The 20,371-nt window shown below is 72.6% G+C and carries 11 protein-coding genes and 2 pseudogenes; 8 read left to right on the forward strand and 5 right to left on the reverse strand.

Translation table 11 applies throughout. From position 1 onward, the window contains the following. Positions 1–36 precede the first annotated feature (36 nt). Positions 37–1,034 (reverse strand): annotated as a pseudogene (gene yvcK, locus CIK06_RS19750) (uridine diphosphate-N-acetylglucosamine-binding protein YvcK). Positions 1,035–1,156: 122 nt separating this feature from the next. After that, entirely contained in the window at positions 1,157–2,089 is a 933-nt protein-coding gene (gene rapZ, locus CIK06_RS19755; protein ID WP_369916235.1) for an RNase adapter RapZ, read from the reverse strand. A 269-nt stretch (positions 2,090–2,358) separates the two neighbouring features. On the opposite strand from rapZ, the gene CIK06_RS19760 reads away from it, so the two are divergent. The 4 genes from CIK06_RS19760 to CIK06_RS19775 are packed head-to-tail and all read left to right on the forward strand — an operon-like array spanning position 2,359 to position 5,817. Further along, entirely contained in the window at positions 2,359–2,559 is a 201-nt protein-coding gene (locus CIK06_RS19760) for a hypothetical protein (RefSeq protein WP_095567968.1), read from the forward strand. 2 nt (positions 2,560–2,561) lie between these two features. Then, a complete protein-coding gene (locus CIK06_RS19765) occupies positions 2,562–3,092 on the forward strand; it encodes a DUF6879 family protein (RefSeq protein WP_095566078.1) in 531 nt (176 codons plus the stop codon). A gap of 26 nt (positions 3,093–3,118) precedes the next feature. Further along, positions 3,119–3,682 (forward strand): GNAT family N-acetyltransferase, encoded by a 564-nt coding sequence (locus tag CIK06_RS19770; RefSeq protein ID WP_095566079.1) that lies wholly within the window; start codon positions 3,119–3,121, stop codon positions 3,680–3,682. Then, on the forward strand, positions 3,679–5,817 hold the full coding sequence (locus CIK06_RS19775) for a tetratricopeptide repeat protein (RefSeq protein WP_095566080.1): 2,139 nt from the start codon (positions 3,679–3,681) through the stop codon (positions 5,815–5,817). The genes CIK06_RS19770 and CIK06_RS19775 overlap by 4 nt, the downstream gene beginning before the upstream one ends. A gap of 4 nt (positions 5,818–5,821) precedes the next feature. On the opposite strand, the gene CIK06_RS19780 is transcribed toward CIK06_RS19775, so the two are convergent. Together CIK06_RS19780 and uvrC are read right to left on the reverse strand one after the other, a co-directional pair. Further along, complete coding sequence (locus tag CIK06_RS19780) at positions 5,822–6,724, reverse strand: hypothetical protein (RefSeq protein ID WP_095566081.1); 903 nt, start codon at positions 6,722–6,724, stop codon at positions 5,822–5,824. An 8-nt stretch (positions 6,725–6,732) separates the two neighbouring features. Continuing rightward, positions 6,733–8,688 carry an excinuclease ABC subunit UvrC gene (gene uvrC, locus CIK06_RS19785; protein ID WP_095566082.1) on the reverse strand — a complete coding sequence of 652 codons (1,956 nt, stop codon included), beginning with the start codon at positions 8,686–8,688 and terminating at the stop codon, positions 6,733–6,735. 392 nt (positions 8,689–9,080) lie between these two features. On the opposite strand from uvrC, the gene CIK06_RS30220 reads away from it, so the two are divergent. From CIK06_RS30220 to CIK06_RS19805, 4 genes are read left to right on the forward strand one after another with little or no spacing between them, the layout of a single operon-like run. Further along, positions 9,081–9,371, forward strand: coding sequence for a hypothetical protein (locus CIK06_RS30220; RefSeq protein WP_198347949.1), 291 nt, complete (start codon positions 9,081–9,083; stop codon positions 9,369–9,371). Between the two features lie 14 nt (positions 9,372–9,385). Continuing rightward, the gene (locus CIK06_RS19795; protein WP_095566083.1) at positions 9,386–9,934 is read left to right on the forward strand and encodes a DUF3558 domain-containing protein; all 549 of its coding nucleotides are present in this window, start codon (positions 9,386–9,388) and stop codon (positions 9,932–9,934) included. A 5-nt stretch (positions 9,935–9,939) separates the two neighbouring features. Next, positions 9,940–11,454 carry a hypothetical protein gene (locus CIK06_RS19800; RefSeq protein ID WP_232533741.1) on the forward strand — a complete coding sequence of 505 codons (1,515 nt, stop codon included), beginning with the start codon at positions 9,940–9,942 and terminating at the stop codon, positions 11,452–11,454. 47 nt (positions 11,455–11,501) lie between these two features. Then, positions 11,502–14,372 (forward strand): LuxR family transcriptional regulator, encoded by a 2,871-nt coding sequence (locus CIK06_RS19805; protein WP_232533742.1) that lies wholly within the window; start codon positions 11,502–11,504, stop codon positions 14,370–14,372. Positions 14,373–14,430: 58 nt separating this feature from the next. Here CIK06_RS19805 and CIK06_RS32575 read toward each other — a convergent pair. After that, positions 14,431–20,326, reverse strand: a pseudogene (locus CIK06_RS32575) (discoidin domain-containing protein). Positions 20,327–20,371 lie beyond the last annotated feature (45 nt).

Below are 20,371 nucleotides of genomic sequence, written 5' to 3' on the forward strand. Positions count from 1 at the left end.
GCCCGTTCCGGCATGATGCCGGGAATCCGTACGTGCTTAACGATCGGCGCCAAGGAGAGGCACCAGCGCGGCGCCCAGAGCGGCCGGGTCGTGCCGGGGTGTGCCGTCCGAGACGGCCACGGGGGCGAGCACGAGCCGGGCGCCCAGTGATTCTGCCGCACGCTCGACCGGTTCGGGATCGCCAACCGCCTTGGCATCGGCGAGAACCAGGTTGACCGTCAGGCCCGGCAGGTACCACCGCAGCGCCGCGAGGTGATCGGCGACCGACAATCCGAGGGTCTCCTTCTCCGCCGCCAGGTTGAGCGTGACCAGCCGTCTGGCCGGGCTGGCGACGATCGCCGCGGCCAACTCGGGCACCAACAGGTGCGGGATGACGCTCGTGTACCAACTGCCCGGGCCGAAAATCAGCCAATCGGCCTCGGCTACCGCCGCAAGGGCCTGGGGGCACGCTGGCGGGGCAACCGGCGACAGTCTCAACGACTCCACCCGCCCCGGGTTACGGCCACCGCGTGCTGTCCGCGCACGATCACCGTCTGCGACCGGCGGGCCGGGTCCACCCCGCGGACCGACGCCTCGATCCCGACCGGCGTACAGGACATCGGCAGCACCCGCCCGACCGCGCCGAGCATCCCGCCGGCGTGCTCCAACGCCGCCACCGGATCGCCGAGCAGCTCCATCAGGCCACACAGCACCAGGTTGCCCACGGCGTGCCCGGCCAGCGGGTCGGCGGTGGTGGAATTGGCCTGGCCGGCGGCGAAGCGGTGCTGGAACAGTTCGGCGCTGCGCCGGGCCGCCGGCTCGTCGGCGGCCAGCGCGGCCAGCGCCTGCCGCAGGTCGCCGGGGGGCAGGGCGCCACGCTCGGCCCGCAACCGGCCGCTCGACCCGCCGTCGTCGCCGACCGTCACCACCGCGGTGATGTCCGGGTCCAGCTCCGGGGCGCAGCGGCGCAGCGCACGCAGCGACGCGGCCAACCCGTGCCCACCGCCGAACGCCACCACCCGGAGCCGGTGGGGCGGACGGTCGCCGCCGGGCACACGGCCGCCGCCCGTACCGCCGCCGCCCGTACCGCCGCCGCCCGTACCGCCGCCGGGCGTACGGTCGGCCCCACGGGACGTACCGGTGTCGCCGGAGCGGCCGGCGCCACCCGGCGCCGTCGTCATTCCCGCCCCAGGTCGCGGTGGTGGGCGTGCGCGGACAGCCGCAGCTCGCGGAGCTGCTCGGCCAGTTCCTCGGCGATGGCCACGCTGCGGTGCTTGCCGCCGGTGCAGCCGACCGCCACCGTCAGGTAGCGCTTGCCCTCCCGCTCGAAGCCGGGCGCCGTCTCCCCGATCAACCGCGCGTACGTCGCCACGAAGCCCACCGCACCGGGCTGGTCCAGGACGTACCGGCTGACGTCCCTGTCCCGACCGGTGTGCTCGCGCAACTCGGGCACCCAGTACGGATTGGGAAGGAACCGGGCATCCATCACGTAGTCGGCGTCCGGCGGCAGGCCGTACTTGAACCCGAAGGACAGCACCGTCACCCGCAGCCGGCGGGCATCCTCGCCGCCGAACAGCTCCTCCACCCGGCTGCGAAGCTGGTTCACGTTGAGGTGGCTGGTGTCGATGATCACGTCGGCCAGGTCGCGGGCCTCCTCCAGCAGGCCGCGTTCCACGGCGATGCCGTCGGCCAGCCGGCCGTCCCCCTGCAACGGGTGCGACCGCCGGACACTCTCGAACCGCCGGATCAGCACCTCGTCGTCCGCGTCCACGAACACCACCTGGGGGCTGAACCCGCGCTCCTTGAGCGCGCGGATCGCCTCGGCCAGGTCCGTCGAGAAGGCCCGGCTGCGCACGTCCAGCACCATCGCGGTACGCCGGGCCGCGCCGCCGGCCCGCAACGCCAGCTCCGCCATGTCCAGCATGAGCGCCTGCGGCAGGTTGTCCACCACGTAGAAACCGACGTTCTCCAGGGCCCGCGCCACGGTGCTGCGCCCGCCGCCGGAGACACCGGTCACCACCACCAGGGTGGTGTCCCGCTCGGGCTCGCCGGCCACGTCACCGCCGTGTGTCCCGTGCGGCCCCGGCGCCGTACGCATCTCGCTCACCAGCCTGCCCCCCAGCCGACCCACCCCCGCGCGGTCAAGCTGCGACTGTATCGCGCCAGGGGTGAGCCGTCGGGACACCACCCGAGGATCCACCCCACCGCTCCGATCCGACCAGGAGCCGGCAGGTGGACGCAGCCACCGACGCCCCGGGCAACGATCGTGAAATGGTCGCCACGGCCATTTCGCAAATTGCAACTTGCGCCTTTATCACCGATTGCCGATCGCGACAGTGTCTCATATACTTTTTTCACGAAACTCGCCAGGAGGAGCCGATGAAGCTACGCTTTCTCACCACGTCGAGCAATGCCGGATCCTGCCCCAGCCTCTACGAGACCGACAATGGGGACATCGTGGTCCAGGGCCACGAACTCACCGACCCCGAGGCCCTTGCACAGCTCCGTGACGTGCTTCCAAACGAGAGGTTCGTCGTTGTACCGAGGGAGCTAATGTCCTGGTTTGCCCAGAAAGGCTAGGGATGCCGAACATCATCACCGACCCCGACGCGTTCGATTCCCTGTTTGCCGATTTCGACCACACCGCCTTCAAACTCGAAGTAAGGAGATCCTACGGCGTAACGTCGGAGGATCTTCCCTATCAGCAATTTCTACGCGGCGAGGATCCCGGAATCGAATGGCTACGGCCCTGGCTCGACACGATGCGAGCGCAGACCTCGCTCGGCAAACGGGTGGAGCGCGTCCGGGTGGTCGATGATCCGCCAAGCGACTACCTGCGGTTCGAGATGTCCGTGACGCCGTACAACCTCGAGGCGGGCGAGGACATCAGGTTTCTCCTTCGGACCGACGCCGGCCGGCTCGACCTGCCGGACCACGACTTCTGGCTCTTCGACTCACGGCTCGTGGCGTTCCTGCACTTCGCGGACGACGATCGATTTCTCGGATTCACGACGTCCGAGGATCCGACCACGGTCTCCCAGCACTGTCGCTGGCGGGACGCCGCCTGGGCCACGGCCGTCCGACTGCGCAGTCCGCACGCACGGACATCCTGACCTCCGGCAGACGGACAGGCTGACGGATGGGCTCCCTCTGGGCTGGAAACCTCGTACGGCTGCGAGCGATCGAGCCGACCGACGAGCGGTACTACCGCGACTTCCTTTCCGACAGCGACGACGCACGCGCCGTGTTCCGGGTGGAACCGCCGCAGTCGGCCGGTCAGTTGCGGCGGGAGCTGGAAGGACTCGCACTCCAGAGCGTCGAGGGTGACCGCTTCGCGCTGGCCGTCGAACGGCACGCGGAGCCGGGCATGGTCGGCGCCGTCTCCACCCGCCGCCCGGACCTGCGCACCGGCACGTTCAGCTACGGGGTAGCCATCGCCAGCGCACATCGACGCCGGGGCTACGCGACCGAGGCGGCGCTCATGATCCTCCGATACATGTTCGCCGAACGGCGCTACCACAAGTGTCTGGTCGAGATCCACGACACGAACGTTGCCTCGATCCGACTCCACGCCCGGCTCGGATTCGTCCGTGAGGGTCTGCTCCGTGAACAGGAATACCTGGCCGGACGCCGACACGACGTCCTACTGATGGGGCTGCTGCGGGAACAGTTTCTCGCTTCGCGGTCGGTCGGCCCGTCATGACCGCGCGGGACGACAGCACCGTGAACGAATTCGCGGGCCAGGCCGGCGGCGTCGTACAGGCCGGACAGGTCTTCGGTGGCATCCACTTCCGGGTGGTCAACGAGACCGGGCTGCCGTCGCCGCGCCAACTGCCCCCGGCGACAAAGGGCTTTGTGGACCGTGAGGTACACATCCATCAGCTCGACTCGTTGCTCGACGAGGCCGAGCTACGAAGCGTCGGCGACACACTGCCGGTGGTGACGATCACCACCATCTCCGGCAGCGCCGGGGTGGGCAAGACGGCGCTTGCCGTGCACTGGGCACATCGCGTCCGGGAACGCTTTCCCGACGGCGACCTCTACATCAACCTCCGCGGCTACGACGCGGTGCCGCCGTTGACACCGCAGGAGGCGCTGGAGGGCTTCCTGCGCGCCATGGACGTACCGCCAGAGAAGATTCCGGTGGACCTGCACGACCGAGCCGCGCTCTACCGGTCGCTCACCACCGGCCGACGGATGCTCGTGCTGCTCGACAACGCCTCCAGCGCCGAACAGGTTCGGCCCCTGCTGCCCGCCGCGCCGAGTTGCATGGCGATCGTCACGAGTCGCAGCCGACTTTCGGGGCTGGCCGTACGGGACGGCGCCATCCGCGCGACGCTGGACATCCTGACCCCGGCCGACTCGGTACGGCTGCTACGGGCGACGGCGGGCACGCCGCGAGTGGACGCCGACCCCCGGTCGGCCATGGAGCTGGCAGCCCTCTGCTCGCAGCTTCCACTCGCGCTGCGAATCGTGGCCGACCGGATCATCGCGAACCCGGAGACCGAACTCGCCGACTACGTACGAGAATTGCGGGAGGAGGGCGGACGGCTGGACGCCCTGGCCGTCCAGGATGACGAGCTGTCGGCCGTACGCACGATCTTCTCCTGGTCGTACCGGGCGTTGTCGCCCGAGAACGCCCGGATGTTCCGGCTCCTGGGACTGCACCCCGGCGCTGATCTGTCCGTGCCGGCGGCCGCACAGCTGGCCGCCGTACCCGTATCGGCCGCACGGCGAAGCCTCGACTCACTGGTGGGCGTCCACCTGCTCGGCCGGGTGGGCGCACACCGGTACCGGCTGCACGACCTGTTGCGGTTGTACGCGGTGGAGCGGTCCCGACTCGACGAGACGGCCGACGAGGTGGAGCGCGCACGTGACCGGATCCTCCGCTGGTATCTGGATCGCGCCTACGCCGCGTACCGGATCATCCTCCCGCAGGGTCGGCCGGTCCCAGGATTGGCGGTGACCGACGGGGACCTCCTCTTCGGGGACCTTGACGAGGCGTTGCGGTGGTGCGAGGCGGAACGGCTGAACCTGCTGGACATCATCCGCCTGGCCGAGGCCACCGGAAACCACGCGTACGCCTGGCAGACCGCCCTCGCCTGCATGGCCTTCTTCGAACGGCGGTCGTACTGGAACAGCTGGGTGGACAGTCACCTGATCGGCCTGCGGTGCGCCCGACGTCACGACGACCGGGTGGCCGAGGGCTTGCTCCTGCTCTGCCTCGGTGACGCGTACTGGGACCGCAGGCAGCTCGACCAGGCGCTGCATCACTACTCCGCGGCGCTCGCGGCGGGTCAGGACGCGGGTGACCGGTGGACAGCGGGCTTCGCACTACGCGGCCGCGGGCTCGTGCACGAGGACTCCGGACAGTTCGAGGCCGCGATCGAGTTCGCCGAGGGATCGCTTGACATGTTCCGGGAGTTGGGTGAGGAGCGCGGCGAGGGGCTCTCCCTGATGAGTCTCGGCAACGCCTTCCGCGGTCTCGGGCGCTCCGCCGAGGCGATCAACGCGTACGAGTCGGCGACGGCCATCTTCCGCCGGCTCGACAACGCCTGGAGCCAGGCCCTCGTCGAACTGCACCTCGGGCAGGCACTACGCCAGGCCGCCGACAACGTCGGCGCGTTCACGGTGCTCTCCCGGGCCGGGGAGCGGTTCGGCCGGCTGGGCGACAAACGGCACGCGGCAATCGCGGCGGACCACGCCGGTGACGCGGCACTGGCCGACGGCCGGCGCGACGAGGCGCGGAACCTCTGGTCATCGGCGCTGCTCACCCTGGTCAACCTCGACGATCCGCTGGCCGCCGAGGTCGAACGCAAGCTGGCCGAGCTGGGATGAGCGCTCAGTGGCGGCGGGCCAGGACGGTCACGCCGGTCCGGCCCACCACGGGCAGGTAGTCCTCGGGAGCGTCCAGACACGAGAGGCCGTCGGCGGCCGCGACGATGTCCAGCAGCCGCCCGATCAACTCGTCCGGGTCCGGCTGCACGTCCTCGCAGAGCTGGACGTGGATGGCCCGCAGCTCGTCGCCGATCTCGGCCGGGTCGGTGTCGCGGACCGCGTACGCGTCATGCAGGTGAACGGCGAGCGAGTCCCACAGCCGCGCGGCGTGCTCGACGACCAGCAACGCGCCGTCGGTCGGCGGACGCTCGGCGAGCACGGCCAGCTCCTCGATCATGCACCGGCCCGCCTGCACGATGTCGTGCAGCTGCCAGCGGCCGGACACGGCGCCGGCCGCGGCGCCGTCCAGCGTCTCGCGCACCGCGTCCAGCTCGGCGTCGCTCGACGGTCCGGCCCGGTCCGCGTACGCCAGCAGCCGGGCCGCCAGGCGGCGGTCGGTGGCCGCGTGTTCGGCGACCAGCAGGGCCAGCCGGCGGGCCGGAACGCCGCTGGCGACCTCAGCCAGGTGCCGTACCTGCGGATCCAGGGGTACGCCCGAGGGCGGCGTGGCCGACGACGACCATGCGAAGTCCTCCCGGAGCGCGGCCATGGTCAGCGCCACGCCGTGCGAGCACAGCCCGTCGGGGACGGATTCGGCGCAGTCGCACTCGACGGTGAACCCGTCGGCGGTGACGCCCACCCACACCTCGTACGGCGGTTGCGCGTCGGCCCGCGCGACGCTGCTGGCGCCCCCACCGGCCGGCTGGATCTGGGCGAGCGCACCCCCGGCCAGCAGCTTGTCGGCCGCTTCGGCGACCGACGCCCCGGCGGCGGCGCGGACGGCGTCGACATCAATTCGGACAGCCACCCGGACATCTAACCGGTAGACCGCCCGCCGCGCGTGCCGGGGGTCGGGCTCTCGCTCAGCGCGGCCAGGATCGCCTCGGCGGTCCGCCGGCCGATCCCGGGCACCTCGGTGATCTCGTCGACGCCGGCCGCGGCCAGCCGCTTCACCGACCCGAAGTGCCGCAGCAGCGCCTTGCGGCGTACCTCACCCAGGCCCGGCACGTCGTCCAGCCCGGACGCAGTCATCCGCTTGGAGCGGCGCTGCCGGTGGAAGGTGATGGCGAACCGGTGCGCCTCGTCGCGGACCCGCTGCATCAGATAGAGCGCCTCGGACCCGCGCGGCAGGATCACCGGGAAGTCGTCGCCGGGCAGCCAGACCTCCTCCATCCGCTTGGCCAGCCCGCACAGCGCGATGTCGTCGATGCCCAGCCCGGCCAGCACCGCCGCCGCGGCGGCGACCTGCGGCTGGCCGCCGTCCACCACCACCAACTGCGGCGGGTACGCGAACCTGCGCGGCCGGCCGGTCGTGGGGTCGATGCCCGGCCGGTCGGGGTCGACCGCGGTCTCGTCGCCGATCTCGCCGGTCTCGGCCCGGGTGTCCAGGTAGCGGGCGAACCGGCGGCGCAGCGTCTCGGAGAGCGCCGACAGGTCGTCGGTGGCGCCCCGGATGGCGAACCGCCGGTATTCGCCCTTGCGCGGCAGCCCGTCCTCGAACACCACCATGCTGGCCACCACGTCGGTGCCCTGGATCTGCGACACGTCGTAGCACTCGATCCGCAGCGGCGCGGTGGCCAGGCCCAGCGCCTCGGCCAGCTCGTCGAGGGCCTGGCCGCGGGTGGTCAGGTCGCCCGAGCGGCGCAGCTTGTGCCGGGTCAGCGCCTCGGCGGCGTTGCGGCCGACGGTTTCCAGCAGGGTCCGCTTGTCGCCCCGCTGCGGCACCCGCAGCGCGACCCGGCTGCCCCGCTTGCCGGACAGCCAGTCGGCCAGGGCGTCCGCGTCGGCCGGCAGCGCCGGCACCAGCAGTTCGCGCGGCACGTCCGCCTCGCCGTGCTCGGCGCCGTAGACCTGAGTGCAGAAGTGGTGCACCAGATCGCCGGTGGACAGCTCCTCAACCTTCTCCACCACCCAGCCGCGCTGGCCGCGTACCCGGCCGTCGCGGACGTGGAAGACCTGCACGGCCGCCTCCAGCGGATCCTCGGCGAAGGCCACCACGTCGGCGTCGGTGCCGTCACCGAGCACCACGGCCTGCTTCTCGGTGGCCCGGCGCAGCGCCGCCAGGTCGTCCCGGAGCCGGGCCGCCAGCTCGAACTCCAGCGCCGAGCTGGCCTCGGTCATCTCCCGCTCCAGCCGGCGGGCCATCGTGTCGGTGCGGCCGGCCATGAAGTCGCAGAAGTTGTCGACGATCTGCCGGTGCTCGGCGGCCGTCACCCGGCCCACGCAGGGCGCCGCGCACTTGCCGATGTCGCCCAGCAGGCACGGCCGGCCGACCTGGCCGGCCCGCTTGAACACCCCGGACGAGCAGGTGCGCGCCGGGAAGACCCGCAACAGCAGGTCGAGCGTCTCGCGGATCGCCCAGGCGTGCGAGTACGGCCCGAAGTAGCGCACCCCCTTGCGCTTGGCGCCGCGCATCACCTGTAGCCGGGGGAACTCCTCGTCCAGGGTGACCGCCAGGTAGGGGTAGGACTTGTCGTCCCGGTAGCGCACGTTGAAGCGCGGGTCGTACTGCTTGATCCAGGTGAACTCCTGCTGGAGCGCCTCGACCTCGGTGCCCACCGTGATCCAGTCCACCGCGGCGGCGGTGGTGACCATCTGCCGGGTGCGCTGGTGCAGTCCCCACGGGTCGGCGAAGTAGGAATTGAGGCGGCTGCGCAGGTTCTTCGCCTTGCCGACGTAGATCACCCGGCCGGTGGCGTCCCGGAAGCGGTAGACACCCGGCGACTCCGGAATGGTGCCGGGAGCGGGGCGGTACGTCGACGGATCTGCCACGCCACCAGGGTAGTCCGACCCCCTGTCACGAATTGCGATCCCGTGTCCGGGCCGGCCGCGTAGGGAAAACCCCGATTCCTCGGTCCCGGCCCGTCCGTAGCGTCGCAGCCGTGACCGGCGCCCCGTTGCGGTGACCGGTCCGCATCACGGTGACGGAGGAATGAGATGCGACGTCTGGCGGTGCCCGTACTCCTGCTCGCCCTGCTGGCCCCGGTGGCCTGCTCGGCCGGCGACGGGCCGTCGATCATCGGTTCGGACCCGGTGGCCGACGGCGATGACGGCACGGACGGCGGCCTGCTCGACGGCGGCGCGGCGGCGGCCCCGCCCGCGTGTCCGTTCAGCGCGGCCGACATCTCGGAGCTGGTCGGCCGGAAGCTTGTCGAGGAGGGCAAATGCTCGTTCGGCGACGGCAAGGGGTGGCCAGCCTCAGCATCACCACCTCCTCGAAGCTGGCCGGCGAGGCGACCTACGACTACCAGCGCCAGCAGGCCGACCCGCAGTACGACCGGGTGATCGATCTCGAAGCCGGGGACCGGGCGTACCTGGCGGCCAAGGACATCCGGGCCGAGGCCGTGCTGATCTCCGATCAGGGCGCCTACACCGTGACGATGAGCAGTTTCAGCTTCGACCTGGACCGGTACGAGCGGACCCTGCGCGCCATCCTCGACAAGATCCTGGCCTGATCGGAGCCGCCGCCATGTCCTCGTCCCACCCCGTGCGCCGGTCCCGCCCCCTGCTCGCGCTCGCCCTGCTGGCGGTGCTGGCCGGCTGCGGCCGGGCCGGCGACGACGCCGGAACCGCCGCACCGGCCTTCCCGCCCGACCTCGTCGCCAGCGACGAACCGGCCGCGCCCACCGCGGACGATGAGCCGGCACCGGCCGAACTGCCCGACGCCTGCGCGTTGCTGCCCAGGGCGGACGCCGAGAAGCTGGCCGGTACGCCGTTGGACGACCCGATCGCGGTCCGCGAGACCTGCACCTACACCGCCCCGGTGAGCGGGCCGACCGCGCAGGTGGAGGTGTACGTCGGGGACGGCGCCAAGAAGATGCTGGACGTCGACCGCGAGCTGGGCCACGAGCTGACGCCGCTGACCGGCGCCGGTGACGAGGGCTACCTGGAGGACGGGAACGCGTTCTTCGCCCGGTCCGGCGTCTGGGTGTCCATCCGGCTGGTCCGGCTCAACGACCCGGCGGAGAACCGCGGGCCGCTGACGGCCGCCGCGCGCGCCGCCGCCGGCCGGATGTGACAGGCGTGCGCCCGGCGCGTACCCGGGTCCTGCGGGCGAGGCGGGCCACGGCACCGCCGCCCGGCGGTCCGCGCCGGGCGCGGGCGCTGCTCGCGGGCGCGGTGGCCGCGCTGGTCCTGCTCGCCGGCTGCGGCCCCGGGCGCCCGGACGGGTCCGGGTCCCCGGGCGGCACCGGCCAGGACGACCTGCGGTACGGCGCTCCGCCGGCGCCCGGTCCGGGCGTCACCCTCCAGCCGGACGTGGTGATCGTCGGCGGGGGCGGCCGGTCGATCCGGTCGGTGAGTGCCGACGGGCTGACCTGGCGCATCGACGGGCGGGCCGGCCGCGCGGGTGAGCTGACGCCCGGCAAGGTCATGTTCCTGACCGGGCGCGCCGTGGGCCGGGTGCTCGATGTCGGGCACGACGGCCGGGACCTGTTGGTGACGGTCGGCCCGGTGGACATCACCGAGGTGATCCGGGACGGCACCTTCGACAGGAAGGGCATCGCCCTCGACGAGCCGGTGATCTACCCGGCCGGCGAGCCGTTCTGGGCCGAGGACGAACCCGCGCCGCCGAGCCGGGCCGGCCGGGCCGGACCGGCGGTCCGCGTGCCGCTGCGGGCCGGCGGCGACCAGCCGCCCCCGCAGCGCGGTGGCGGCGGGGTCACCACCAGGTCGCACGGCTACTCGGTCTATTCGAGCTGCTGCACCGACGGCGTCGGGGTCCACTTCGGGTACGACGACGGCGGGGTCCGGCTGGCCGGCACCACCACGCTCACCTTCCGGCGCCCGGACGCCACCTTCCACCTCGCCATCGGGGGCGGCACGGTGACCCGGGCCGAGCTGGAGATCAGCGGCGGGTTCGGCATCAAGGTGGAGTTCGAGGCCGGCATCCAGGACGGGCAGAACCACCGCAAGGCGTTCCCGGTCGGGGTGGACCTGTCGTTCCCGATCGGTCAGGTGATCGGGATCCCGCTCAGCTTCACGGTCAGTCAGACCCTGGCCGTACGGACCGCGTTCGGCGCCAAGCTGGGCACGATCAAGGGGTCCGGGGAGTTCTCCCTGGCCGGGTCGCTCGGCTTCGGGTACGCCGGCGGGCGCTTCGGCCCGCGGGTGAGCACGAACGTGCAGCGCCGGGCCAGCCTGCTCAACTCGCTCACCGGAGTCCCGGTCGGGGTGATGGGCCTGGTGATCGAGCACGGCGTGCGGTTCACGGTGGGGATCAGTGCGTTCCTGTTCACCGCGGGTGTCTACTTCGAGCTGACCACCGCGTACGGGAGCACGCTGGGCTCGGCGCTGGGTGCGCCGTACGCGCAGTGCCGGGGGGTGGGGCTGGGCGTGCACGCGGTGTTCGGCATCGGCTACCGCATCCTGGAGCCCGTGGTGAAGGTGATCAACAAGTTCCTCAGCCTGCTGACACCCGTCACGGGCCGGCCGATCCCCCCGATCAGCACCGAACACGGCATCAGCACCCGGAGCACGGTCTACCGCAACTCAGAGGTCATCCCGAACTCTCCCATCTGCGGCCGCCCGCCGGTCTGACCCTCCTGGGTTGGATCGTTGTTGCCGGGGCATGCCATGATCCGGCCGTGGATGCCTCGCTGGCCGGCCGGGACACGGGCGGCCGGGACACGGGCGGCCGGGAACGGTCCCGGCCGGACCTGGTCGGTCGGGACCCGGTGCTGGACCGCGCCCGGCGGGCGCTCGAGCGCGGCAGCCACGTCCTGCTGGAGGGTCCGGCCGGGATCGGCAAGACGGCGATCTGGCAGGCCCTGGTCGACACGGCGGACCGGGCCGGCTGGCTCGTGCTGGCCTGCGCGCCGACCGAGACCGAGACCGCCCTGCCCTTCGCGGCCCTCGCCGACCTGCTCGGACCACTCGCCGACGGGATAGCGGCGCTGCCGCCGCCGCAGCGGATGGCGGCCGAGGTCGCCCTGCTGGCCGCCCATCCGAGCGTCGCCATCGACGAGCGGGCGGTCGGCGCCGCCACCCGTTCCCTGCTGGCCGCGGCGCTGGCCGGTGCGGACCGGCCGGTGCTGCTCGCCGTGGACGACGCGCCCTGGCTGGATCCACCGAGCGAACGGTGCCTGCGGTTCGCGCTGCGCCGGCTCGCGGTCCGGCCGGCCGTGCTGGTCAGCCGCCGCACCGAGGACGCGGGCGAGGCGCCGGTGCCGCTCGGGCTGGACGAGATCCCGGCCGGCGGGCCGGTCCGCCGGTTCGGCGTCACGCCGCTCGGGGTGGCCGCGCTGCACCACATCCTGCGATCCCGGCTGGGGCGTACGCTCAGCCGCCCGCTGCTGGCCCGGATCGCCCGGGACGCCGGCGGCAACCCGCTGCTGGCCATCGAGATGACCCGCGCGGTGCTCCGGTTGCCCAGCCCGCCCCGCCCGGGTGACGACCTGCCGGTCGCCTCGTCCACCCAGCAGTTGCTCACCGACACGCTCCGCACGCTGCCGGAGGGCACCCGGGACGCGGTCCGGCTGGCCGCCCTGCTGGCCGTGCCGACGCTCGGCGATCTCGCGGCGGCCGGCGTACCGGCCAGCGCGCTGGACCCGGCCGAGGAGGCGGGGCTGGTCACGGTGACCGACCGGGTGTGCTTCGCCCATCCGGCGTACGCGGCGGCCATCCGCGCCGGCATCCCGCCGGGCATCGGCCGGCGGCTGCGGCAACGGCTGGCCGCGGCCGTGACGGATCCGGACGAACGCGCCCGCCAGCTCGCCCGGTGCACGATCGCGCCGGATCCGCGGGTCGCGGCGGAGCTGGCCCGGGCGGCCGACCGGCAGCGCGCCCGTGGCGCCTGCGAGGCCGCGACCGAGCTGTACGAGCGGGCCGCCGAGCTGACCCCGCCGGCCTCCGGCGCCGATCGCGGCCGGTGGCAGCTCGCCGCCGTGCGGAGCCGCTTCGACAGCGGCGACTTCGGTGCCGCGGGCGCGGCGGCCGAGCTGGCCGCGGCCGGGCTGACCGGCGACCAGCGGGCCGAGGCGCTGCTGCTGCGCGCGATGGTCGGCTGGGCCGCGGACGACCTCGGCACCACCCTGGCGGTCGCCGACCGGGCGCTCGCGGCGGCCCGGCCCGGCACGCCGCTGGCCGGACGCATCCACGCGCACCTGGCGCTGTTCTGGGACGAACCCGAACCGGGGCGGCGGCACGCCGAGAGCGCGCTCGCGTTGCTGCCGGCCGGCTCCGGCGACCGGGACCTGCTGATCGGCTCGCTGCTGCACCTGTTCTTCCACGAGGTGCGGGCCGGTCGGCCCGCCCGCACCGAACTGCTCGACCGGGCGCTGGCTCTGGAGGACGGCGAACCGGCCTGGCTCTCCGGCACGGTGCCGGCGATCTGGTGGAAGGCGGTGGACGACCACGATCGGGCCCGGACCCGGCTGGCCGGCATGTTCGACCGGGCGGTGGCCCGCGGCGACGAACCGTGGCAGCACGAACTGCTCACCCACCTGGGTGAGACCGAGCTGCTGGCGGCCCGGTTCGCCGCCGCCGAGCGGCACATCGTGGCGGCCCGCGAGCTGGGCGAGCAGGTGGGCTCCGGGCTGGCCGCCGAGACGTGGCTGGCCGGCACGCTCGACGCCTACCGGGGTGACCTCGCCCCGGCCGGCGCGGCGGCCGAGGCCGGCCTGCGCCGCGCCGAGGAGCTGGGCAACCCGTGGGCGCGGCGGATCAACCTGCAACTGGCCGGGCTGGTCGCGCTCTCCGCGGGCCGGATGGGCGCCGCCGCGAGCGCGTACGGCCAGCTCGCGACGGCGCTGGCCGGCTCGGGGGTGGTCGAGCCGATCGCGTTGCGGTTCGAACCGGACTGGATCGAGGCGTGCGTCGGTGCCGGCGACACCGGCACGGCCGCCGCGGTGCTCGACCGGCTCGCCGAGCGGCACGCCCGGCTGCCCCGGCCGTGGACGGCGCTGGGTCTGGCCCGTGGTCGGGTCCTGCTGCGCGGCGCCGCCGGCGAGGATCCGGCCGAGGAGTTGGCCGAGCTGGCCGCGGCGCGTGCGGACGTACCGGCGGATGTGCTGCCGCTGGACCGGGCCCGCTGCCTGCTGGTGGCGGGGGTGGCGCACCGCCGGGCGCGCCGCAAGCGGCCGGCCCGCGAGGCGCTGGAGGCGGCGGTCGCGGAGTTCGTGGCGCTCGGCGCCGGCGCCTTCGCCGAGCGGGCGCGGGCGGAGCTGGTCCGGGTCGCCGGCCGGGTGTCGGCGCCCACCGAACTCACCGCGACCGAGCAGCGGGTGGCGGGGCTGGCCGCCCGGGGCGGCACCAACCGGGCCATCGCCGACGCGCTGTTCATCAGCCCGAAGACGGTGGAGGCCAACCTGGCCCGGGTCTACCGCAAGCTCGGCATCTCCCGGCGCGCCGAACTCGGCACGGCGATGGCCGAGCGCCGCGCCGAACCCGGCGCCGCGGCGGCCGAGCGCCGCGCCGAACCCGGCGCCACGGCGGCCGAGCGGCGTCGCGGTCGGTAGCTTCCCCGCGGGAAGCCACCGGGCCGCCGGGACGGTGGTCCCGGCGGCCCGGCCCGGATCAGTTCCGGTTGATGGTGAACGTGCTGGTGGTGTTCCTGATGTCCTGGTAGTTGTCGCTCAGCCGCAGGTTGGTGAAGCTGGCCGAGCCCACCGCCGGACCCTGGCCGGCCTCGGGCATCTCGTTCACCCAGATCCCGAAGCCGGACTTGGCGTCGAAGGCGTCACCGCTGCGCCGGGCACCGGAGATCGACACGTTGGTGAAGACCGTGTCGGTGATCGGGTTCTGCGGCTGGCCGCCGGAGTAGTTGGTCTGGAACATGATTCCCGAGTACGTCGGGTCGACGATGTCGACGTTGGAGATCCGGATACCGCGGAACTCCTTCGAGGCGGAGAAGAGCCACATCGCCGGGAACGTCTGGTTGCCCCAGAAGTGCCCGCCGGAGCGGACCAGCGACACGTCCTCGAACCGGGTCGGCGGGTTCGCGCCGAACCCGACGAACGGGTAGCCGAAGTCCAGCGAGCTGATCGTCACCCCCGAGTAGGTGAGCTGGTCGGCGATGTAGAGGTTGCGGAACACGTTGTCGTAGCCGCCGTACACGGCGATCCCGGCCGCCCGCCAGGTGAGCGTGGCGGACAGGTTCTCGAACACGTTGCCGTGGTTGCCCTCTCCGGCGCCCTGGTCGGTGGCCGAGAACAGCGCGAACGCGTCGTCACCGGTGGAGCGCCCCTCCGAGTTGGTGACCAGGTTGTTGGTGCTGCCGTTGGTCATGTTGACCGCGTCGGCGAAGGTGTTCCGGAACCGGCTGTCCCGGATGGTCAGCCCGCTGACGCTCACGCCCCAGTACGCGCAGACGGTGTGCTCGACCCAGACGCTGTCCAGGGTCAGGTTGTCCACGTCCCGCAGCTCGCCCCAGACCTTGCCCGGGCCGTCGATCCGGTTCGTGTAGTTGCCGAAGAACGCCAGGTGCGCGAAGGTCGAGCCGCTGGCCGAGGACTCCACCCGGAAGCCCGCGTCGGTGTTCTGCTGGCTCGGCGGGGTCTGGAAGCGGGTGTACCACATGCCCGCCCCGATCACCCGTACCGCCTTGCCGTACACCTGGAACTTCTGCGCGGTCTCGTAGGTGCCCGCCGGCAGGTAGACCCCGATCAGGTTGCCGGTGGTGTCCATCCGCACCTTGTCCAGGGCGTTCTGCACGTCGGACTGGCCGAACCCGGTGGGTACGACGTAGCGCGCCGGGTCGGGGTTGGCCCGCGGCGACACCAGTTCGGTGTTGATGAAGTCGATCGCGTACCGGCTGGTGTTGGCCGCGTCCTTCTGCAACCGGATGGTCGCGCCCGCCGGCACCGTGGAGTTCAGCATCACGTTGGCCTCGTCGTAGATGTGCCGCGGTGCGCCCGCGCTCGGCGAGTCGCTCGGGCTCGCCTCGGCGCCGTAGAGCCAGATGTGCTTGGAGGTCAGGTTGATCGGCTTGTGCAGCACGCCGTTGACGTAGATGTTCAGCGTCGCGTCGATCCCGCCGCCACCGGCCGAGTCCGGGATGGAGAAGCGGGTGACCAGGGTGTTGGTGGCCGCCCGGGTGGTCCACTCGACGTACGCGCCGGTGCTGTTGAGGGTGACCGCCCGGCGTCCGGACGCCTCGCCGGCCAGGTCGCCGATGGTCCGGTTCGGCCCGACCACCTGCGCCCCGCCGCCGATCCGGCCGTCCTCGGCCTCGTACATGTCGTACGCCAGGTTGGCGCCGCGGCCCACGAACAGCGGCCGTTCCGAGGTGTTGTTCTGCTGCTTGGCCGGCAGTTCGTTGGCGTCGGCCGCGAGCACCACCCGGACGGTGTAGCGCCCGTTGGCCGCCGTCCAGGTGCCGAGGTTGACCGCCGGGCTGGTCGCGCCGGCCGCCAGCGTGCCGCTGTACGAGCCGGTGAGGGTGCGCAGGGTGGCGCCGGTGTCGGAGAGCACGGTGAGGGTGATGCCGTGCGCGCCGCCGGCCGAGGCGATCGTGCCGGCGTTGCGGATCGACACCGAGAAGGTCACCGTGGCGCCGGCGCTGGGGGCGCTGGGCGACCAGGTGACCGCGCCGGCGACCAGGTCGGAGCTGGGCACCGCGCCGACCGTGAGCGAGGCCGTACGGCTGTTGTTCGTCTCGTCCTGCTCGACCACCGTGTTGGCCTCGTCGACCGTGGCGGTGATCTCGTAGCTGCCGGCGGCCCGGACTCCGATGCCCGCGGACACCGTGCTGGACGCCCCGGCGGCCAGCGCGCCGACGTTTGCGGTGCCGACCTTCGTCGTACCCAGGTAGAAGCTGACCGCGGTGGCGGGCGAGGCGGCGGTGCCGGCGTTGCGGACGGTGGCCGACAGGGTGACCGGGTCGGTCTCGGACGGTGCGGCCGGGCTGCTCGTCAGCGCGGTGACGGTCAGGTCGGGGTTCGGCGCGGGGGTGCCGAGCACCTGGAATTCGGCGACCTGGCCGTTGCCGGCGCCCGAGTTGGCGGTGAACTGGAGCCGGACGTCCGCGGCGGTCGCGCTGACCGGGATGGTCACGGTGTTGCCGCTGGCCGGCGAGAAGGAGTACGTGGCCGAGCCGACCAGGCTGCCGAAGCCGCTGGCCGACTGCTCACGGCCGAGCACCTGGAAGGTCTGGGTACGCGGTCCCCAGGCGGAGTCCGGGTTCAGCTTCACCACGATGCCGCTGATGCTGGCGTTCGCCCCGAGCGCGACGGTAAGCGTGCTCGGGTACGCCCCCGGCGCGCCCTCCCAGTAGGTCGCCAGGTCGCCGTCGTTGGCGTTGGTCGCGGCGTAGAGGTACTCGGTGGAGGAGGCGGTGATCGGCTTGCCGAGCGCCAGGTTCGCGCCGGTGGGCGGCGGCGGATCGGTGGTCCCGCCGGGGCCGTAGACCTCCAGTTCGGACAGTTGCCCGGCCGGCCAGCCGGTGTTCGCGGTGAACAGCGCCCGCACGTACCGGGTGCTGGCGGTGGCCAGGCTGATCGTCACGGTGTTGCCGGTGGACGGGTTGAAGGCGTACGAGGCCGAGCCGACCAGGGTGCTGAAGCTCGACCCGTTGGTGCTGCCCTGCACGGTCAGCGTCTGGTTGCGGGCTCCCCAGCCGGTCGGCAGCTTGAGCACGACCTGGTTGACGCTGGTGGCCGCGGCCAGGTCGACCTGGATCCACTGCGGGAACGCGTTGTTCGTGCTCTCCCAGTAGCTGGCGGCGTTCCCGTCGTTGGCGTTGCCGGCCACGTAGACGTCGGCGTGGCTGCTCGCGGTCATGGTGCGGCCCAGCGCGAGGTTGGTGCTGGCGGCGAGGGCCGCGGCGGGTTGGGGCGGGGCCGCTGCCGCCGACCCGGCGGGGGCCGCGGCGGCGACCAGGCCGACCGCGGCGAGCGCCGCGATGGCGCGGGTACGGAATCTGGACATGGTGGATGGACACCTTCTTCCGGAAACGTGGCGAGGTGTGTGGGGTGGGTGTGGAGGTGGGGTGGGTGCGGGGTGGGGTGGGTGCGGGGTGGGTGCGCGGCGGGGGCCGGTCCGCTGCCGGCCCCCGCCGCACCGGTCAGGAGGCGTAGACCTCGAACTCACCGACCTGGCCGGCCGGCCAGCCGGTGTTGCCGGTGAACGTCAACCGCACGAACCGGCGGGCGCCGCTGGGCAGCGGGATCGACACCGTGTTGCCGGTGGCCGGGTTGAAGACGTACCCGGCGGACGAGCGGAGGGTGCTCCAGTTCGACCCGTTCGTCGAACCGAGCACGGACAGCGTCTGGGTACGGGTCTGCCAGGCGGCGGCGGGCGGAAGCTTCAGCACCACCCGGGCGACCGGCAGGGCGCTGCCCAGGTCGACGGTGATCGACTGCGGGAACGCGTTGTTGGCGCTCTCCCAGTAGCTGTTCGCGTTCCCGTCCACCGCGTTGCCGGCCGGGTACACGTCGGTGTGGCTGGTCTCGCTGACCGGCCGGCCCAGGGCCAGGTTGCCGGCCGGCACGGTCGGGGTCGGGCTGGCCGTCGGGGTCGGGCTCGCGGTCGGCGTGGGGCTGGCCGTCGGGGTCGGGCTCGCCGTCGGGGTCGGGCTGGTGGAGGTCGGCGGGGTGGACGGGCCGTTGCCCCACTGCGGCTCCGGCCACGGCCCGCAGTACGGGCTGGCCGAGTACCACCCCGAGTTGCCGGCGCCCTGGCTGATCTGGAACGAGCCGCCCACGCAGTTGTACATCGGGTTGGTCTGCGCGATGCCGGTGGCCCGGACGTTGGTGAAGCTCACCTGGCTGGGCGCCTGCACCTGCAGCGCGAACGTGCCGGCACCGTCGATCCGGACGTTGTTCAGGTTGATGCCGCTGCTCTGTCCCTCGATCCACTGCAGCGCCGCGTACGAGCTGTCCAGGATATCGGTGTCGGTGACGTTGATGGTGGCACCCTGGAGCGGCTCGTTCAGTCCGTCGAACCACAGCGCACCGACGCCGAAGTTCCAGTTGTAGTCGGAGTTGCCGTTACGGATCATCGTGTTGCGGGCGACGGTGATCGTGCCGGCCACCGCGGTCGGCCCGTTCACCCCGGGGTAGCGGTTGGCGATGTGGATGCCGCCGCCGTTGGTGACCGAGTCGGCGGTGACGTTGTCGGTGATCGAGATGTTCCGGCCGCCGTACGTGACCAGGTTGTTCGCCAGGATCGTGACGCCGACGGTGTTGTGCGTGAACGAGTTGTTGACGTTCGGCACGTTCTGCGCCCACATGGCCAGGCCGTCGTCGCCGGTGTTGCGGACGAAGGTGTTGGTGACCGTGGAGTTGGTGACACCCCAGTGGAAGTTCACCCCGTCGGCGGTCTGGTCGAGGATCCGGCTGTTGCGGATGGTGAAGTTGTCCATCGGCCCGTCCATCCAGGCACCGACCTTGGTGTGCTGCAACCACAGGTTGTCCACCACCGAGTCGGACAGCGCCCCGCCCAGGGCGTTGACCTGGTCCTCGTCGACCCGCTCCCGGATGTCGCCGATGATCGCGAAGTCCCGCAGCGTGACGTTGCGGCTCGGGCCGCCGGCCTCCTGCGACCGGATCTCACCGCCGTAGCCACCTCCGGCGACGTACTTGCCGTAGATGCCGGCGGCGCGCCGGCGGTCGGTGGGGTGCCGGCCGCCGAGCACCGAGTACCACGGGCCGGCGCCGCGCAGGGTCACCCGGTCGACGACCACGTGGTCCCAGAGCGTGAACGTGCCGGCCGGGATCCACACGGTTCTGCCCTGGTCCCGCCCGGCGTTCACGGCGGCCTGGAACTTCGCGGTGGAGTCGGTGGCGCCGGTCGGATCGGCACCGAAGTCGGTGACCACGTCGAGCGCGCCGGCGGGCTTGGCGATCGGGCCGCCGACCAGCTCGAAGTCGGCCAGGTCGATGGTGAAGGTGGGCGACTGCGCGGTCGAGGAGACCTGGAGCCGGATCTTCGTACCGGCCGGGTAGGTGGTGCCGAACAGGGCGCGGGCCTCGTCGTAGAAGTGGTGCGGGTTGTTGTCGCCCGGGTTGTTGTTGAACGGGTAGCCGCCGTAGTACCAGCCGTACCGGGAGGTGACCGGCACCGACTTGACCAGCGTGCCGTTGGCGCGCAGGTCGATGCTGGCGTCCCGGCCGGTGCCGGCGGCGTTGTCCGGGAGGCTGTACCGGAAGGTGATCGCGTCGGCCGGCTTGCTGAGGGTGAACTCGACGTACTCGCCGACGGCGTCGAGGGTCACCGCCTCCCGGCCGGACGCCTCCGAGGGCAGGGTGCCGTAGCGCCGGTCCGGCCCGATCCGGGTGCCGGTGTACGTGGCCCGCTCCGCCTCCTGCTCGGTGAACGGAACGGTGGCGCCGCGGCCGGTGATGTCGAACGGGGACAGCCCGGCGGCGCGGGCCGGGGTGGCGGTGCCGGTCAGGGCGATGGCGGTGAGCGAGGTCGCGGCCAGGGCGACCCCGGCGAGGGCGGCGAGGCCGCGGCGGGTGGGGTTGGTGATCCGGGGTGGGGGTGTGGGGTTGGGGGTGGTGTGGTCGGGCATGAG

Source organism: Plantactinospora sp. KBS50, from assembly GCF_002285795.1.
In the GTDB taxonomy this organism is placed as follows: Bacteria; Actinomycetota; Actinomycetes; order Mycobacteriales; family Micromonosporaceae; genus KBS50.

Bases quoted from the DNA above. Each gene is read 5' to 3' on its own strand.
- CIK06_RS19795 (WP_095566083.1), top strand. From the start codon at position 9,386: ATGTCCTCGTCCCACCCCGTGCGCCGGTCCCGCCCCCTGCTCGCGCTC.
- CIK06_RS19760 (WP_095567968.1), top strand. From the start codon at position 2,359: ATGAAGCTACGCTTTCTCACCACGTCGAGCAATGCCGGATCCTGCCCC.
- CIK06_RS30220 (WP_198347949.1), top strand. From the start codon at position 9,081: ATGCTCGTTCGGCGACGGCAAGGGGTGGCCAGCCTCAGCATCACCACC.
- CIK06_RS19770 (WP_095566079.1), top strand. From the start codon at position 3,119: ATGGGCTCCCTCTGGGCTGGAAACCTCGTACGGCTGCGAGCGATCGAG.
- CIK06_RS19775 (WP_095566080.1), top strand. From the start codon at position 3,679: ATGACCGCGCGGGACGACAGCACCGTGAACGAATTCGCGGGCCAGGCC.
- CIK06_RS19765 (WP_095566078.1), top strand. From the start codon at position 2,562: ATGCCGAACATCATCACCGACCCCGACGCGTTCGATTCCCTGTTTGCC.